The sequence below is a fragment of the Azospirillum isscasi genome (genome assembly GCF_030849505.1).
GTDB lineage: Bacteria > Pseudomonadota > Alphaproteobacteria > Azospirillales > Azospirillaceae > Azospirillum > Azospirillum isscasi.
In genome coordinates, this window is record NZ_JAUJFI010000073.1 from 1 (window position 1) to 18,186 (window position 18,186).

Sequence of the window (18,186 nt, forward strand, 5' to 3'; positions counted from 1 at the left end):
CCACGCGGCGGCCCACTACGCGGCGCATCCCGGCGAAGGCGCCGCGGCGCGGCTGCCCGCCGCCCAGGTGGCGACCCAACTGGTGCGCGTCGTCGAGGCGGGCGGCGGCGAGTTCCATATCGACCTGAAGCCGGAGGAGCTTGGCCCCGTCCGCGTCGTCGCCGAACTGACCGGCGCCCGCGTCGCCCTGCATGTCCAGGCCGAAAGCCCGGAGACGCTGGCCCTGCTGCGCCGGGACATCCACCATCTGGAACGCGCCCTGTCCGACGCCGGGTTCGAGCTGGACGGCGGCACCCTGAACTTCTCGTTGCGCGGCGACGGCGAGCCGCGCGGCTTCGCCTTCTCCGGCCAGGGGGACGGGACGGGCGGACGGGAGAACGGTCCCGGACGGGCCGTCCGCCTCGCGGAACCGTCCACCGCCCTGCCGTCCGAACGGGCCGCCCGCTCCATCGACGGTCTCGTCGACATCTTCGTCTAGCCGCAAGGACCCGCCATGACCACGACCGCGGCCACCAACACCGCCACATCCGCCACCTCCACCGCCGCGAAGAAGCAGACGGTGGATTACGAGGCGTTCCTGAAGCTGCTGACCGCTCAGCTCCGCAACCAGGACCCGCTGTCGCCCATGGACGCCACCCAGTTCATGACGCAGCTCGCCCAGCTCTCCACCGTCGAGCAGGGCGTGCAGACGAACCAGACTCTGGGGCAGGTGCTGGACACGCTGAAGAACAGCGGCATGCGGCTGGACATGGCCTATCTGGGCCGCAAGGTCGAAGCCGCGTCGGACCGCATCAGCCTGTCGGAGGGCAAGGCGGAGATGGCCTACGCCATCGACGGCGCCGCCGCGTCGGTGAAGATCGAGGTGCTGAACGACGCCGGTCAGGTGATCCACAGCGCCGCCGGAAGCCCGAAGACGGGCCGGCAGACCTTCACCTGGGACGGCCGGCGCAGCGACGGCGCCACCGCCGCGGACGGCGCCTACCTCGTCCGCGTGACGGCGAAGGACAAGGCCGGCAAGGCCCTGACCGCCGCCACGGTGACGACCGACACGGTGAAGGAGGTGCGCAGCGTCAACGGCGAGACGCAGTTCGTCCTGAAGGGCGGAGCCACGGTGAAGGGCACGGACATCCTGTCCGCGTCCTGATTTTTCAATTTTTTGCAGACGGCGCGCAGGCCGGCGGGGGAAGGACGTTCCCCCGCCGGCCTTTTGCCCCTTACGAGAACCAGGAGTCGCTGACGCCGGTCAGGCCGACCACGGTGATGGTGGTCTTGTCGGACAGGGTGAAGACGGTGCTCTTGCCGACGGTCTGGGCGCTCGCCTTGATGTCCGCGATGGTGATGCCGGGGACCGCGAAGCCCAGGACGTCGTCGTCCGGGTTGAACTCGAACACATAGTCGTTCCCACCGCCGAGCGTGAAGGCGAAGACGTCCTTCCCCGCACCGCCGATCAGCCAGTCGTCGCCGCCGAAGCCCCACAGGACGTCGTCGCCGTCGCCGCCGAACAGCGTGTCGTTGCCGTCCTCGCCGACCAGGGCGTCGTTGCCGTCGCCGCCGTCGATGAGGTCGTCGCCGGCACCGCCGCCGATCAGGTCGGCCCCGGCCCCACCGAGGATGGAGTCCTTGCCGTCCCCGCCCACGATGGTGTCGTTGCCCGCGTCGCCGGTCAGCAGGTCGTCGCCGTTCATGCCGAACAGCACGTCGTTGCCGTCGCCGCCGATGGCCGTGTCGTTGCCGTCCTCGCCCATCAGCCAGTCGTTGCCGGCGTCGCCGCTGAGCAGGTCGTTGCCGTTGCCGCCGCCGACCACGTCGTCGTCGTCACCGCCCGTCACCGTATCGTCGTCGTCACCGCCGTGCAGGGTGTCGTTGCCCGCGTCGCCGGCCAGCAGGTCGCGTCCGGTGGTGCTGACCACCACGTCGTTGCCGCCGCCGCCGCGGGTGGTGTCGTCACCCGGGCCGAGGTTGATGGTCTGGGCGCTGTCGTCGCCGATGGTTAGGCTGTTGCCCTCTCCGCCGGTGAAGGTGCCCTGGCCGACCAGAACCGCGAAGTCCACCTGGTTGAGGACGACCGAACCGCCGGCGTTGCTGCCCATGTTGATGATGAGCGCCTCGCGCGGCGCCCCGGCGGTGGCGGTGCCGGTGATGGTGACCGGCCCAGGACCCGTCGGGGTCAGCGTGCGCAGCGTCATCGCGCCGGCAGCGGCCGCCGCGAAGTTCGCCACCTCGTTCCGGATCGCCGTCGTCCGGCTGTCCGGCAGCAGGGCCGCGAGCATCCCGGTGAAGACGCCGGCCATCTGGCCGCTCTCCACCGTGGACTGCGGGCCGTAGGCGGAGAGCCCGCCGCCCGCCGCCACGTTCGCCTGCAGAAGCGGGGCGTTGCCCGCATCCTGCATCAGCGCGACGGTCACGCCGTCCCGGCTGCCTGCCGGCACCGCCTGGGCGAGGCCGGTCTCGACGAAGGCGACGTTCACACCCGAGGGGGCGCTGCCCGTCCGGGTCTGGACCACGACGCCGTTCACCGTCTCGTCGCCGACCGGCTTGGAACCGCCACCGGAGCTGTTGCCACCGGTGTTGTTGTTGGAGCCGCCACCCGTGGTGTTGCCGCCGGTGTTGTTGTTGGTGCCGCCGCCGGTGGTGTTGCCGCCGGAGTTGTTGTTGGAGCCGCTACCGGTGTTGTTGCCACCGGTGTTGTTGTTGGTGCCGCCGCCGGTGTTGTCGCCGCCGGAGTTGTTGTTGGAACCGCCGCCGGGACCGGTGTTGCCGCCCGTCGCCACGTCGTCGTTGCGGATGGTGCCGGTCGCCACAGCCGTCCCGATCGTGCCGCCGCTGGGGTTCGACAGCGTGACCGTGAAGGTCTCGTCGGACTCCACGTCCCGATCGCCCTGGACGTTGACGGTGATCCGGGCCGTCTGCTGGCCCGCCGCGAAGGTGACCGTGCCGTGCGGCAGGGTGTAACCGGCGAAGTCGCCGGCGGACGTCGGGGCGGCCCCGCTGCCCGCCACCGCGTAGGACACGGTGGTGGAGCCGGAGGTGTCGCCCGTGCGGGTGACCAGGAAGGTCAGCGCCGTCGTGCCGTCGTTGCCTTCCGCGGCGCTGCCGGTCTCCGCCGCGATCGACAGCGACGGCGGATCGGACGGCGGCGGGGCGGTGTTCTTGATGATGCCCGTCGCCACCCCCGTGCCGATGGTGGCGCCGTTCGGGCTGGACAGCGTGACCGTAAAGGTCTCGTCCGCTTCGTTCAGGGCATCCATCGCGACGGCGATCTCGACCGTCTTCGTCGTCTCGCCAGCCGCGAGGCTGACGGTGCCGGTCGGGAAGGCGTTGCCCGCGAAATCCGCCGCGGAGGCCGGGCTCGGCCCGCTGCCCGCCACCGTGTAGGTGACGCTGACCGGGTCGAGCGCGTTGTCGCTGCGCACGATGGTGAAGGTCGCCTTGGCGCCCGCCCCTTCCTGCACGATGGCCGAGGCCGCCGCGATGTCCAGGCGGGGGGTGAGCGCGCCGTCGTCGTTCTCGATCGTCACCGTGGCCCGCGGTGCCGCGATGACGGCCTGGGTGGGCGAACCGGCTCGCTGCGACAGGGTGACGGCGAAGGTCTCGTCGGCCTCCGCCACCGCGTCGCCGGCCACCGCGACGGTGACCGTCGCGGAGGTCTGGCCGGCGGCCAGCGTCACCGTCCCGCTGGGGAGCTGCCCGCCGAAGTCCGCGGCGTCCGCCGCCGACGTGCCGAAGCCCGTCACGGCGAAGTCGAGCACCAGATCGGCGCTGGAGTCGCCCGTCCGGTACACGTCGAAGACGACGTTCGTGCTGCCGCTGTTGCGCTCCGTCACCGTGGCGGTGCGGGCCGCGATGGTGATGACCGGAGCGGCGGGGGGCGCGTTCGAGGTGGTGGACTGCTGCGTCGGGGCGTCCGCCTGCGTGGCGCCCTTCAGGAAGCTGGCGTCGCCGGTCAGCGCCACGTCGAGCAGGGCCGCCTGCCGCAGCGCCGGATCGGTGATGCCGGCGGCGTCCAGCAGAGCCTCCGCCCGCTCGCGCAGCGCCGCGGGCAGGGCATCCACCGACAGCACCTGCCGCGGGAAGCTGCGGTCGGTGTAGGTCGCCGTCGTCTCGCCCTGGCCGTAATCGAACAGCGAGGTCTGCTGCGACACCCGCCAGCCGTCGGCGTAGCTGCCGTACAGCACCGAATAGTCGATCGGCTGGGACAGGACCGTGCCGTCGGCCAGCGCCAGGTCGTTGGAGGCGTTGCCGTCGAGGTTGCCCATCAGGCCCTCGATCGACCCCGCCGCGCGGCTCGGCGCCAGGAAGAGCTGAAGGTCGATGCGGTCGGCCTCGACCGTGACGATCATCTGCTCCTGGTTCGAATAGACGATGGTGTAGACGTTGCCGGACCGGAAGATGTGCCCGTCGCCCACGGCCATCGACCCGGCGGCGTCGGAGATGTCCGTCGCCACCCCGTCGATGCGCAGCGGGTGCGCGGAGTCCTTCGCGTTGATGGACACCCGCGCCGTGCCGATCTTCGTCGCCACCGCCGTGTTGATCGACACCGCGTCGCCCAGCGCCGCGGTGCGGAGCTGCACGACCCGCTCGTCGCCCGACTTGGCGTTGACGTAGGTGAACTCGCCGACCGCCTGGAAGCTGTAATAGAAGCCGTCGAAGGTCACCAGATGCGGGTCGCCCCAGTTGGCGCCCGGACGGAAGCCCGGCGGCAGCGGCGGCGCCTGGTTGTCGTCGTTGAGGACGGTGCCGGTGGCCTGACGGTTGCCCAGCTTGATGTTGGAGCCGTCCGCCGGGGTGGCCAGGGTCACCGCGAAGGTCTCGTTCGCCTCGGCCACGGTGTCGCCCAGCACGTCCACCGAGATGGTCTTGCTGGTCTCGCCCGCCGCGAAGGAAACCGTGCCGTCATAAGGCAGGAGACCGCCCGACAGATCCCCGGAACCGACCGGGTTGCTGCCCGTGCCGGCCACCGTGTAGCCGACCGACACCGCGCTGGTCGTGTCGCCGGAGCGGGTGACCGTGAAGGTGAAGCGGGTGGTGCCGCTGTTGCCTTCCGCCTTCGACAACTGGCCCGGCTCGATGGCGACGACCGCCGGGAGCACGTTCGACGCGGTGCCGCCGGTCATCTGGAAGCGCCACAGGCCGTTGCTGCCCGTGTTGCCCGCCGTGGTGTCGAGGGCGAGCATCCCCGCCTCGCCGCCCGACTGCGGCAGGATGAACAGGCCGGACGTGTCGCCGTTGCCGGCGGTGTAGCCGGCCCGCGCGACCGCGTTCCCGCCGGTCTGCGCCCAATTGACCGACTCGTAGCGGAACTCCGCGTCGAAGTCCCCGGCCTTGCGCCCGGTGGTGCCGTTGGCGTTGGTCAGCACGAGCTGGAAGGCGTTGCGCGCCCCGTCCGTGCCGCCGTTGGCCGCCACGTCGTCCCAGGTGACGACGATGGTCCCGGTGACCGGGTCCAGGTCGTAGTAGACGCGGTTGGTGCCCTGCGAGGTGCCGCCCGGAGTCGCCGAGCCGGTGCCGCCCCGCGTGTCCACGTCGGACAGGAAGGGCGCGATCATCGCCGGGGCCGAGGCGGACAGCGCGTCGGCCGACGGTCCGGCGGACAGCGGCGCGTCGAAGGAGATGCTGCCGTTCGTGTTGATGTAGAAGCCGGTGTAGACCTTGCCGAAGACGTTGATGCCGTCCGCGAAGACCGACCGGATGTCGATGAAGGCGCTCGACCCGTCGTTGCTGCGGTCGAGTTCGTTCTCGCCGAAGCCGGCGGTGCCGCCCAGGCCGCTGATCAGCCGCGCCCCGATGGCCGTGGCCGGCGTCAGGTCCATCGTCTGGTCGGTGAAGCGCAGCTCCTCCACCGCGGTGATGCGGGCGATGCCGTCCGCCTTGGTGCCGCGGGCGTGGGTGACGGTGATCGTCCCGCCGTTGTTGGCGATGTCGTAGTTCGCCTTCGCGTCGGTGAAGACCACCGCGTCCAGACCGGCGCCGCCGTTGATGTCGTCGGTGCCGCCGCTGGCCTGGAACAGGTCGTTGCCGTCGCCGCCGTTCAGCGTGTCGTCGCCGGCCCCGCCGTTCAGCGTGTCGTCGCCGGCGTCGCCGGACAGCAGGTCCGCCCCGTCGCCGCCGCTCAGGTTGTCGTTGCCCATGCCGCCGGACAGGCTGTCGTTGCCGCCGTTGCCGAACAGCCGGTCGTCGCCGGCCTGCCCGCTCAGCCGGTCCGGGGTGTCGCCGCCGGTCAGCGTGTCGGCGTCCGCGGTGCCGGTCAGGGTCAGGCCGGTGGCGCGCACCAGCACGCCGGGGTTGCCCTCGGCCTCCTGAAGCTCGTGGAAGCCGGCCAGCGTCAGGGTGGCGTCCGTCACGCCGTCGCCGTTCGTGTCGAACAGCACCTGGGTGGTGGCGCCGCCGGACGTGACGAAGCGGAAGCCGACCTGCGCCGAACCCGGCTGGGCCACGGTGCCGGTGAAGGGACCGCTGCCCACGAAGGTGAAGGGAATGCCGGACAGGTCGATCCGGTCGCCCGCCGCGAAGTCGGTGATACGGTCGCCGTTCGCCTCCGCCACGGTGGCGTAGCGGAAGCTGTCGCTGCCCTCGCCGCCGCTCAGCACGTCCTCGCCGGCCCCGCCGGCCAGAGTGTCGTCGCCGGTCCCGCCATAGAGGAAGTCCGCACCGCCCAGGCCGTCGAGACGGTCGTTGCCGGCCCCGCCGGTCAGCGTGTCGGACGCCGCACCGCCGGTCAGCGTGTCCGCGCCGTCGCCGCCCGTGGCGGAGATGGCGGTCACACGGACCAGAACGCCGCTGTTGGACGGATCGGCGGCCAGCGCGTGGGTGCCGGCCAGATGGATGACGCGGTCCGCCACCCCGTCGCCGTTCACGTCGAACTGGAGGTCGGTGGTGGCGAAGGCGCCACTGCCGGAGTTGACGTAGTTCACCGCCACGCCGGTGCCGAAGCGCTGGGACAACGGCGTGGTGCCGAGGAAGCTGGCCGACAGGCCGGAGATGTCGATGCGGTCGCCCGTGGCGAAGTCGGTGATGAGGTCGCCGTCGATGTCGGTGGCGCGGGCAAACACGAAGGTGTCGTTGCCGGCTCCGCCGGTCAGCTCGTCGCGGCCTTCCGACCCCACCAGAGTGTCGTCGCCCTCGCCGCCGGTCAGCGTGTCGTTGCCGGCTTCGCCGGTCAGGCTGTCGTTGCCGGCCCCGCCGGACAGGGCGTCGCCGCCCTCGCCGCCGGTCAGCGTGTCGTTGCCGTCGCCGCCGTCCAGCCGGTCGTCACCGCCCAGGCCGTCCAGCCGGTCGTCGCCGCCCAGGCCGGACAGGCTGTCCGCCCCCTCGCCACCGGTCAGCGTCTCCGCCGCGCCGGTGCCGGTCAGGGTCTTGTTGGAGACGCGGACCAGGATGCCCGCCCCGTCTTCCCGCAGGGCATGGGCACCGGCCAGCTCGATCACGGCGTCCGCCGTGCCGTTGCCGTCGCCGTCGATCTCCACGCGGGTGCGCTGCTGGCCTTCCACCCCGGTGACCGCGAAGCGGACCTGGGCCGGGCCGAGATTCACCGGGGACCCGGTGAAGGCGCCGCCGCCGATGAAGGTGGCGTTGAGCGACGACAGGTCGAGCCGGTCGCCGTCCGCGAAGTCCTGGATGCGGTCACCCGCGGCGTCGCCCACGGTCAGCACGCGGAAGACGTCGTTGCCGGCACCGCCGGTCAGCGTGTCCGCCCCGTCGCCGCCCAGCAGCGTGTCGTCGCCGCTGCCGCCGTCCAGCCGGTCGCGCCCCGCCCCGCCGTTCAGCGTGTCGTTGCCGGCACCGCCGTTCAGAGTGTCGTCGCCGGCACCGCCGGTCAGGCTGTCGGCGTCGCCGGCGCCCTCGAAATGCTGGCCGGCGGCGCGGACCAGGACGCCCGGCGTCTGCGGGTCGGCCTGGAGCACATGCTCCCCGGCGATCTCGATGCTGCGGTCGGTCTGGCCGTCGCCGTTCAGGTCGATGTCCAGCAGCGTGTTCCGATAGCCCGGCTCGCCCACGGCGGACACGCGGATCTGCGCGCCCCCCGTGCCGCTGAAGGCCGCGGAGCCGATGAAGGCCGCGTTCAACGCCGACAGGTCGATGCGGTCGCCATCCGTAAAGTCGGTGATGCGGTCGCCCGCAATGTCGTCCGCGGCGAAGACGAAGGTGTCGTTCCCGGTACCGCCGGTCAGGCGGTCGGTGCCCGCCCCGCCGACCAGCGTGTCGTCGCCGGCATCGCCGGACAGCGTGTCGTTGCCCACGCCGCCGGTCAGGCTGTCGTTGCCGGCGCCGCCGGACAGGCTGTCGCGCCCGGCGCCGCCCTCCAGCGTTTCGCCCGCATCCGTCCCGGTGAGAACGAGGTCGTCCACGCGGATCAGGACGCCGGAATTGCCGGGCATCGCCATCAGCGTGTGGGTGCCGGACAGGATGAGCACCCGCTCACCGATGCCGTCGCCGTTCATGTCGAAGACCAGCCGGGTTTCAGCCAGCGGGCCGCTGCCGACGAGGACGGCGTTCACTTGCGCCGGGCCGGGCTGCGCGATGCTGCCGGTGAAGGCCGCGGAGCCGATGAAGGTGACGTTCACGTCGCGCAGGTCGATGCGGTCGTTGGCGCCGAAGTCGGTGATGCGGTCGCCGTCGATGTGGCCGGCCCGGTTGAAGCGGAAGTAATCCCGCCCGGCGCCGCCGGTCATCAGGTCGCCGCCGGGACCGCCGTTCAGCGTGTCGTCGCCGTCGCCGCCCTCCAGCGTGTCGATGCCGTCGCCGCCGATGAGGGTGTCGTTGCCCGCCCCGCCGACGATCAGGTCGTTGCCGTAATCGCCGCTCAGCGTGTCGTTCCCGGCCCCGCCGATCAGCGTGTCGGGACCGGAGGCGCCGGCCAGGCTGTCGTCGCCCTCCGTGCCGGTCAGGGCCTTCCCATGCTCCGTGATGAGGACGCCCGGCGATCCCGCCAGCTCGACCAGGGGCACGACGCCGTTGAGCACCAGCCCCGCGTCACCGGTGCCGTCGCCGTTGGCGTCGAGGACGAGCGTCGTGGTGCCCGCGCTGTAGTAGACGCGCAGTTCCGCACCGCCCGGAGCGGACGGGGTGCCGGTGAACGCGCCCTCGCCGAGGTAACGCGCGTTCAGCGCCGACAGGTCGAGACGGTCGCCGGGGCCGAAGTCGAGGATGCGGTCGTTGTTCATCTCCGACGCCGAGCCGAAGACGAACCGGTCGTCGCCGGCGCCGCCTTCCAGCGTGTCGTTGCCGGCGCCGCCGTTCAGCGTGTCGTCACCCGAGCCGCCTTCCAGCGTGTCCGCCCCGTCGCCGCCGGCCAGCACGTCGTCGCCCGAGCCGCCCTGGAGCAGGTCGTTGCTTCCCAGGCCCGCCAGCGTGTCGTTGCCGGCCCCGCCGGACAGCGTGTCGCGGCTGGGACCGCCGGTCAGGCTGTCGTTCCCGTCGGTGCCGGTCAGCGCCTGGGTCGGAACGCGGACGAGCACGCCCGGCGCGTTCGGATCGGCCCGGAGATCATGCTCGCCGGTCACCGTGAAATAGGTGTTGGCCCAGCCGAAGCCGCTGCTGGAAATTTCGATGCGGGTCGTGCCGCCGGAGATGACCGAGCGGACCTGAACCGGACCACCGCCGTTGGGGTAGGAGGTGAAGTCCGCCGAGCCGATGTAGACCGGGTTCAGCGCCGACAGGTCGATGCGGTCCCCGTCCGCGAAATCGGCGATGCGGTCGCCGTAGATGTCGTTGACGTTGGTGAAGCGGAAGGTGTCGCCGCCCTCGCCGCCGAAGAGCTGGTCGGAACCGGCCCCGCCCTCCAGCGTGTCGGCGCCGGCGCCGCCGCGCAGCAGGTCCGCGCCCGCTCCGCCGAGGAGCAGGTCGTTTCCGGCCCCGCCGTCCAGGCTGTCGGCACCGCCCAGGCCGGACAGCGTGTCGTCACCGTCTCCGCCGGACAGCGTGTCGCTGCCCGCCCCGCCTTCCAGCGTGTCGCTTCCGCCGGTCCCGTTCCGAACCACGTCCGAAACCCGGATCAGCACGCCCGGTGCGTTCGGATCGACGAGAAGGCCGTGCGAGCCCGACAGGACGATCCGGCCATCGACCACGCCGTCGCCGGTCAGGTCGAATTCGAGCTGGGTGTCGTCCCCGACGGTGGTCAGGCGAACCTGCCCCGGTCCCGGCTGCGAGAAGGTGCCGGTGAAGGGCTGTTCGCCGATGTAGGCGACGTTCAAGGCGGACAGGTCGATGCGGTCGCCGGCCGTGAAGTCGGAGATGCGGTCTCCGGCAAGCTGGCTGGCCTCGGTGAAGCGGAAGGTGTCGTTGCCGTCGCCGCCGATCAGCAGGTCGGCGCCGTCGCCGCCGACCAGCGTGTCGTCGCCGGCCCCGCCGTCCAGCACGTCGCCGCTGCCCAGGCCGTTCAGCAGGTCGTTGCCGCCGCCGCCCCACAGGCTGTCGAAGCCCGGCCCGCCGGTCAGCGTCTCCGCGCCCTCGGTCCCGATCACGGAGCGGTCGGCGGAGCGCACCAGCACGCCCGGCGAACCCTCCAGCTGCTCCAGCGCGTGGGCGCCGGTCAGAGTGATCCAGTGGTCGGCCGAACCGTCGCCGTTGCTGTCGATCTCCAGCACGGTGCCGCCGACGTCCGCCCGGTAGCGCACCTGCGCCGGGCCATAGTTGGGATAGCGCCCGGTGAAGGCGCCCTCGCCGATGAACTGGAGCCCCATTTCCGACAGGTCGATGCGGTCGCCCGGACCGAAATCGGTGATGACGTCGTTCCCGACGTCGCCGATGCCGTCGAACCGGAAGACGTCGTTGCCGGCCCCGCCGGTCAGGATGTCGCGCCCGAGGCCGCCGTCCAGCGTGTCGTCGCCGTCGCCGCCGAACAGGCTGTCGGCGGCCCCCATGCCGCGCAGCAGGTCGTTGCCCGCCCCGCCGCTGACGGTGTCGAGCCCGGCCCCGCCGTTCAGCTCGTCGTCGCCCGCCGTGCCGGACAGCGTCCGGTCGGGCACGCGCACCAGGATGCCGGGCGAGCCCGCCAGCGGTTCCAGCGCATGGGTGCCGGAGAGCTGGATATAGCGGTCGCTGATGCCGTCGCCGTTGCTGTCGATCTCCAGCATCGTGCCGTTGGTGAGATCGGTGCGGATGCGGACCGCCGCGGCACCGTTCCCCGGGAAGCCGTCCTCACCCACGAAGACGGCGTTCAGAGCCGACAGGTCGATGCGGTCGCCCTGGGCGAAATCGCTGATGGTGGTGCCGGAATAGGTGGAGTAGCTGAACACGGTTCCGACCGGTGCCGCGGCGATCCGGAAGGTGTCGTTGCCCGTGCCGCCGGACAGCGTGTCGAAGCCGATCCCGTCTTCCAGAAGGTCGTCGCCCGCCCCGCCGGACAGGCTGTCGTTCCCGGCGAAGCCGCGGAGCGTGTCGTTGCCGGCGCCACCGGCCAGCGTGTCGCGCCCCGCCGCACCGTTCAGTTCGTCGTCGCCCGCCGTACCGGTCAGCGCCCGGTCGGGCACGCGCACCAGGATGCCGGGCGCGTTCGCCAGCTCCTCCAGCGCCGCTCCGTTGCCCAGCTGGATGTAGCGGTCGGCGTTGCCGTCGCCGTTGGTGTCGATTTCCAGCACGACGCTGGAGTCCTGGCGCAGACGCACCTGCGCCGGCCCGTGGTTGCTGGAGTTTCCGGTGAAGGCGCCGCTGCCGATGAAGGTGGCGTTCAGACCGGTCAGGTCGATGCGGTCACCCACCTCGAGGTCGGTGATGACGTCGAAGCTGTAGGTGGTGTAGCCGTTGTTCATCGGCCCCGTGACGAAGCGGAACGTGTCCGCACCGCCGCCGCCGCTCAGCGTGTCGTTGCCCTCGCCGCCGTCCAGCGTGTCGTCGCCGAGCCCGCCGGACAGGCTGTCGTTGCCGCCCAGGCCGCGCAGCAGGTCGTTGCCGCCGCCGCCGCTGATGGTGTCACGCCCGGCCCCGCCGGTCAGAGTCTCGCTCCCGTCGGTGCCGGTCAGCGTCTGGTCGGGGATGCGCTCCAGCACGCTGGACGAGCCGGCCGCCAGTTGCAGCGCGTGCTGACCGTTCACGGAGATGGTGCGCTCGAAGTAGCCGTCGCCGTTGCTGTCGATCTCCAGCACGGTGACATTGTAGTCCTGACGGACACGCACCTGCGCCGGTCCGTTGCTGGCGGTGGTGCCGGTGAAGGGGCCGTCGCCGATGAAGACCGCGCCCAGCCCGGTCAGGTCGATGCGGTCGCCGTCTGCGAAATCGGTGATGACGTCCCCGGCGGCGTCGGCCGAGTTGGCGAAGCGGAAGGTGTCGTTGCCGCCGCCGCCGGTCAGGCTGTCGCCGCCGGCCCCGCCATCCAGCGTGTCGTCGCCGAACCCGCCGGACAGGCTGTCGTTGCCGGCCAGGCCGAGCAGCAGGTCGTTGCCGGCGCCACCGTTGATGGTGTCGCGCCCGGCCCCGCCGGTCAGCGTGTCGCTCCCGTCGGTGCCGGTCAGCGTCTGGTCGGGGATGCGCACGAAGACGCCGGGCGAACCGGCGACCGCCTGCAGCGCCGGCCCGCCGGACAGGGTGATGCTGCGGTCGGACGTGCCGTCACCGTTGCTGTCGATCTCCAGCACGGTCGTCCCGGCGTCCGCACGGACGCGGATCTGCGCCGGGCCGTTGCTGGAATAGCTGCCGGTGAAGGGAGCCTCGCCGATGAAGGCGGCGGTCAGGCCGGTGATCTCCAGCCGGTCGCCGGTTGCGAAGTCGACGATGGTGTCGTTGTCGATGTCGGTCAGGGCGAACCGGTAGACATCGTTGCCCAGGCCGCCGGTCAGCGTGTCGGCCCCGGCGCCGCCTTCCAGCGTGTCGTCGCCCTCGCCGCCCACCAGGCTGTCGTTGCCGGACAGGCCGTGCAGCAGGTCGTTGCCGGCGCCGCCGTTGATGGTGTCGCGCCCGGCCCCGCCGGTCAGCGTCTCGTCCGCCGCCGTGCCGGTCAGAGTCTGGTCGGGGATGCGCTCGAAGACGCCGGGCGAACCGGCCACCTGCTGCAGCGAGGGCGCGCCGTTCAGGTAAATGTAGCGGTCGGCGTAACCGTTGCCGTCGCTGTCGATTTCCAGGGATGTCTGCCCGCCGTACATGCGGACGCGGATCTGCACCGGCCCGGCGCCCATCGGGGTGCCGGTGAAGGGCGCGTCGCCGATGAAGGTCGCGCCCAGGGCGGACAGGTCGAGACGATCACCCTGCGCGAAGTCCTCGATGACGTCGCCGTTGATGTCGTTCAGGCTGGCGAAGCGGAAGGTGTCGTTGCCGGCGCCGCCGATCAGGCTGTCGCTGCCGGCGCCGCCGTCCAGCGTATCGTCGCCGAGCCCGCCGGACAGGCTGTCGGCGCCGCCCTGGCCGCGCAGCAAGTCGTTGCCGCCGCCGCCGCTGATGGTGTCGCGCCCGGCGCCGCCATCCAGCGTCTCGCCCGCCGCCGTGCCGGTCAGCGTCCGGTCCGGCACCCGTTCGAGCAGGCCCGTCGTGCCGGACACCAGCTGAAGTGCGGGGCCGCCGTTGAGGAAGATGCTGCGGTTGAGGGTGCCGTCACCGTCGCTGTCGATCTCCAGCGTGGTGCTGTAGGAGTCGGTGCGAAGACGGATCTGCGCCGGCCCCTTGTTCATGGGGTTGCCGGTGAAAGCCCCCTCGCCGATGAAGGTGGCTCCCAGCGCCGTCAGGTCGAGCCGGTCGCCCAGGCTGAAGTCGGTGATGGTGACGTAGCCGTAATTGGACAACGCGGAGAACAGGAAGGTGTCGTTGCCGAGGCCGCCGGTCAGCGTGTCGGCACCGATGCCGCCGTCCAGCGTGTCGTCGCCGAGCCCGCCGGACAGGCTGTCGTTGCCGCCCAGGCCGCGCAGCAGATCGTTGCCGCCGCCGCCGCTGATGGTGTCGCCGCCGCCGCCGCCTTCCAGCGTATCATTCGAGTCCGTGCCGGTGAGAGTCTGATCCGGCACCCGCTCGAACAGGCCGGGCGAACCCGCGACCTCCTGGATCTGGGGGGAACCATTGATGGAGATGAAACGGTCGGCGAGACCGTCGCCGTCGCCGTCCACCTCCAGGACCGTGCCGTAGGTCGTGTTCAGGCGGACCTGCGCCGGCCCCTTGTTCATCGAATTGCCGGTGAACGATCCGGTGCCGAGGTAGCTGGCCCCCAGCGGCCTCAGGTCGATACGGTCGCCCACCACGAAGTCGGTGATCTGGGTGCTGCCGTACCCGCCGCGGGTCGGGTTCGGCGTGAAGAGGAAAGTGTCGTTGCCGGCCCCGCCGGTCAGCGTGTCGGTGCCGGTGCCGCCGTCCAGCGTGTCGTCGCCGAGCCCGCCGGACAGGCTGTCGTTGCCGGCCATACCGCGCAGCAGGTCGTTGCCGCCGCCGCCGCTGATCGCATCGCGCCCGGCGGCGCCCTCCAGCGTATCACCCGCGTCGGTACCGATCAGCGTCTGATCGGGGATGCGCACCAGCACGCCCGATCCCGCCGTCTCCTCCTGCAACGCATGCGCGCCGGTCAGGTACAGGTAGTAATCAGCCGAGCCATCGCCGTTGCTGTCGATTTCCAGCGTGGTGGACGTGCTGTCCACGCGAACGCGCATCTGCGGCGGCCCGTAGGAGGCGGTGGTCCCATCCCACTTGTAGGAGCCCGTGAAGGGTCCCTCGCCAATGAAGGCGGCGTTCCAGGCCGACAGGTCGATGCGGTCGCCCACCACGAAATCGGTGATGCGCTTTTCACCGTACCCCGCCGTGCTCGGCTTGGAGATCAGGAAGGTGTCGTTGCCGGCCCCGCCGGTCAGCGTGTCGTTGCCGGTGCCGCCGTCCAGCGTGTCGTCGCCCTCGCCGCCGGACAGGCTGTCGTTGCCGCCCAGGCCGCGCAGCAGGTCGTTGCCGTCGCCGCCGCTGATCGTATCGCGCCCGGCGCCGCCGTCCAGCGTCTCGCCCACCGCCGTGCCGGTCAGAGTCCGGTCCGGCGCCCGCTCGAACAGGCCGGGCGAGCCGGCCACCGGCTGCAATCCGGGCGAACCGGAGATGCGGATGGAATAATCGTTCCAACCGTCGCCGTTGCCGTCGATTTCCAGCGTGGTGTCGGACATGTCGGTGCGCACGCGCACCTGCGCCGGGCCATGGGCCAAATCCTTCCCGGTGAAGGCCCCATCGCCGATGAAGGTGGCGTTCCAGGCCGACAGGTCGATGCGGTCGCCCACCGCGAGGTCGGTGATGCGCTTCTCGTAGTAAGCCACCGCGCCCGGCTTGGAGATCAGGAAGGTGTCGTTGCCGGCCCCGCCGGTCAGCGTGTCGATGCCGATGCCGCCGTCCAGCGTGTCGTCACCCTCGCCGCCGGACAGGCTGTCGTTGCCCGCGCCGCCGTCCAGGCTGTCGTTGCCCGCGCCGCCGCTGATGGTGTCGCGCCCGGCGCCGCCGCTCAACGTCTCCGCCGCGTCCGTGCCGGTGAGCGTCAGGTCGGGAACCCGCTCGAACACGCCGGGCGAACCGGCGACCTCCCGCAAGGCCGGAGTGCCGTCAAAGGAGATGGTGCGGTTGGCAAAGCCGTCGCCGTCGCTGTCCACCTCCAGCGTGGTGCCGTAGCTCGTGTTCAGGCGGATCTGCGCCGGCCCCTTGTTCAGGTAGGTGCCGGTGAAGGTGCCGGTGCCGATGTAGGTGGCGTTCAGGGCCGACAGGTCGATGCGGTCGCCCTGTTCCAGGTCGGTGATCCGGGCGTTTTGGGAACCGGAGGTGTTGGAGACGGGGGTGAGGAGGAAAGTGTCGTTGCCGGCCCCGCCGGTCAGCGTGTCGTAACCGACGCCCGCGTCCAGCGTGTCGTCGCCCTCGCCGCCGGACAGGCTGTCGTTGCCCTCGCCACCGGACAGGCTGTCGTTGCCCGTGCCGCCGGACAGGCTGTCGTGGCCGGACAGCCCGCGCAGCAGGTCGTTGCCCGCGCCGCCGCTGATGGTGTCAGCGCCGCCGCCGCCCTCCAACGTCTCGTCCGCGTCCGTGCCGGTGAGCGTCAGGTCGGGAACCCGCTCGAACACGCCGGGCGAGCCGGTGACCTCCCGCAAGGCCGGAGTGCCGTCAAAGGAGATGGAGCGGTCGGCCGAGCCGTCGCCGTCGCTGTCCACCTCCAGCGTGCCGGCGTAGTTCGTGTTCAGGCGGATCTGCGCCGGCCCCTTGTTCGGGTAGGTGCCGGTGAAGGTGCCGGTGCCGATGTAGGTGGCGTTCAGAGCCGACAGGTCGATGCGGTCGCCGTGTCCCAGGTCGGTGATCCGGGTGGTGGTGGAACCGGAGGTGTTGGAGACGGGAGTGAGGAGGAAGGTGTCGTTGCCGGCCCCGCCGGTCAGCGTGTCGTAACCGACGCCGCCGTCCAGCGTGTCGTCGCCCTCGCCGCCGGACAGGCTGTCGTTGCCCTCGCCACCGGACAGGCTGTCGTTGCCCGCGCCGCCGGACAGGCTGTCGTTGCCGGACAGGCCGCGCAGCAGGTCGTTGCCGGCCCCGCCGCCGATGGTGTCGTGCCCGGCAGCGCCCTCCAGCGTCTCGTTCGCATCCGTGCCGGTGAGCGTCAGGTCGGGAACCCGCTCGAACACGCCGGGCGAACCGGCGACCTCCCGCAAAGCCGGAGCACCGTCAACGGAGATGTAGCGGTTGGCAAAGCCGTCGCCGTCGCTGTCCACCTCCAGCATGGTGCCGTAGCTCGTGTTCAGGCGGATCTGCGCCGGCCCCTTGTTCAGGTAGGTGCCGGTGAAGGTGCCGGTGCCGATGTAGGTGGCGTTCAGGGCCGACAGGTCGATGTGGTCGCCCTGTCCCAGGTCGGTGATCCGGGTGTTTTGGGAACCGAGGTTGCCCGGCGCGGCGGTGAGGAGGAAGGTGTCGTTGCCGGCCCCGCCGGTCAGCGTGTCGTTGCCGGTGCCGCCGTCCAGTGTGTCGTTGCCCGCGCCGCCGGACAGGCTGTCGTTGCTGGACAGGCCGCGCAGCAGGTCGTTGCCGGCCCCGCCGCTGATGGTGTCAGCGCCGCCGCCGCCCTCCAACGTCTCGTCCGCGTCGGTGCCGGTGAGCGTCAGGTCGGGAATCCGCTCGAACACGCCGGGCGAGCCGGCGACCTCCCGCAAGGCCGGAGTGCCGTCAACGGAGATGTAGCGGTCGGCGTAGCCGTCGCCGTCGTTGTCCACAGCCAGCGAGATGCCGTAGTCCGCGCTCAAGCGGATCTGCGCCGGCCCCTTGTTCATGGAGGTGCCGGTGAAGGTGCCGGTGCCGATGTAGGTGGCGTTCAGGGCCGACAGGTCGATGCGGTCGCCCTGTCCCAGGTCGGTGATCCGGGTGGTGGCGTAACCGGAGGTGTTGGAGACGGGAGTGAGGAGGAAGGTGTCGTTGCCGGCCCCGCCGGTCAGCGTGTCGTAACCGACGCCGCCGTCCAGCGTGTCGTCGCCCTCGCCACCGGACAGGCTGTCGTTGCCCTCGCCGCCGTCCAGTGTGTCGTTGCCCGCGCCGCCGGACAGGTTGTCGTGGCCGGACAGGCCGCGCAGCAGGTCGTTGCCGGCCCCGCCGCCGATGGTGTCGCGCCCGACGCCGCCCTCCAGCGTCTCGTTCGCGTCCGTGCCGGTGAGCGTCAGGTCGGGAACCCGCTCGAACACGCCGGGCGAGCCGGCGACCTCCCGCAAGGTCGGAGTGCTGTCAATGGAGATGGAGCGGTCGGCAAAGCCGTCGCCGTCGCTGTCCACATCCAGCGTGCCGCTGTAGGTCGTGTTCAGGCGGATCTGCGCCGGCCCCTTGTTCATGGAGGTGCCGGTGAAGGTGCCGGTGCCGATGTAGGTGGCGTTCAGGGCCGACAGGTCGATGCGGTCGCCCTGTCCCAGGTCGGTGATCCGGGTGGTGGCGTAACCGGAGGTGTTGGAGACGGGAGTGAGGAGGAAGGTGTCGTTGCCGGCCCCGCCGGTCAGCGTGTCGTAACCGACGCCGCCGTCCAGCGTGTCGTCGCCCTCGCCACCCACCAAGCTGTCGCTGCCCTCGCCACCGGACAGGCTGTCGTTGCCCGCGCCGCCCACCAGACTGTCGTTGCCCGCGCCGCCGGACAGGGTGTCATTGCCGTCACCACCCGTCAGCATGTCGCTTCCCGAATTGCCAGTCAGCTCGGACATCGAGTACCCCTTTAGAGAGAATTTTTCGACTTTCCTCCTAACATTCGTACGACTTTTATTGCAACCCCCGGTTCATGGCAAACCATTCAATGGTATGACA

3 protein-coding genes are annotated in these 18,186 nt (G+C 71.2%); 2 read left to right on the forward strand and 1 reads right to left on the reverse strand.

Annotated elements, in window-relative coordinates; translation table 11 throughout:
* The coding region (locus tag QSG27_RS15590) for a flagellar hook-length control protein FliK (protein WP_306707640.1) at window positions 1-478 on the forward strand (478 nt) is incomplete at its 5' end.
* A 15-nt stretch (window positions 479-493) separates the two neighbouring features.
* Entirely contained in the window at window positions 494-1,144 is a 651-nt protein-coding gene (locus QSG27_RS15595) for a flagellar hook assembly protein FlgD (protein ID WP_306707642.1), read from the forward strand.
* Window positions 1,145-1,214: 70 nt separating this feature from the next.
* On the opposite strand, the gene QSG27_RS15600 is transcribed toward QSG27_RS15595, so the two are convergent.
* On the reverse strand, window positions 1,215-18,086 hold the full coding sequence (locus tag QSG27_RS15600; protein ID WP_306707644.1) for a Calx-beta domain-containing protein: 16,872 nt from the start codon (window positions 18,084-18,086) through the stop codon (window positions 1,215-1,217).
* Between the last annotated feature and the right edge of the window lie 100 nt (window positions 18,087-18,186).